The 333-nt window shown below is 53.5% G+C and carries 1 protein-coding gene; it reads right to left on the bottom strand.

The annotated features are described in order from the left end of the window. The coding region (locus PSH54_RS20855; RefSeq protein ID WP_273607021.1) for an Ig-like domain-containing protein at positions 1–333 on the bottom strand (333 nt) is incomplete at both ends.

The raw sequence follows: 333 nt of genomic DNA, 5'->3' as shown, positions 1-333 counted from the left end.
AGCTAATGGTAGTGCCATCGGCTGCATCACTTGTCCCATTAATGGTTGGCGTGGTGTCGTTGGTATCAACCAAGGCATTAATGCTAATGCTTGGCGCGGTGGTGTTTAGCGTGGCGGTTTCACTAACCGTAGTGGTGTTACCGGCGTTATCGCTCACGCTGGCTTCAATAGTCAGCTCACCATCAGCCAGCGCATTTGGTACATCCGCTGACCAGCTGCCACCCGCTTGGACTGTGGCTGTAAAGGTTTCGGTGGTAATGCCATCGCTAACGCTGATGCTAATTACCGTGCCGGCTGGTGCATTCGTGGTACCACTAATGGTTGGCGTGCTGT

Origin of the sequence: Pseudoalteromonas sp. Angola-30 (genome assembly GCF_028599215.1) — a bacterium.
Lineage (GTDB): Bacteria > Pseudomonadota > Gammaproteobacteria > Enterobacterales > Alteromonadaceae > Pseudoalteromonas > Pseudoalteromonas atlantica.
The sequence above is the reverse complement of the archived record's forward strand: the minus strand, read 5'-3'. Positions and strand labels throughout refer to the sequence as shown.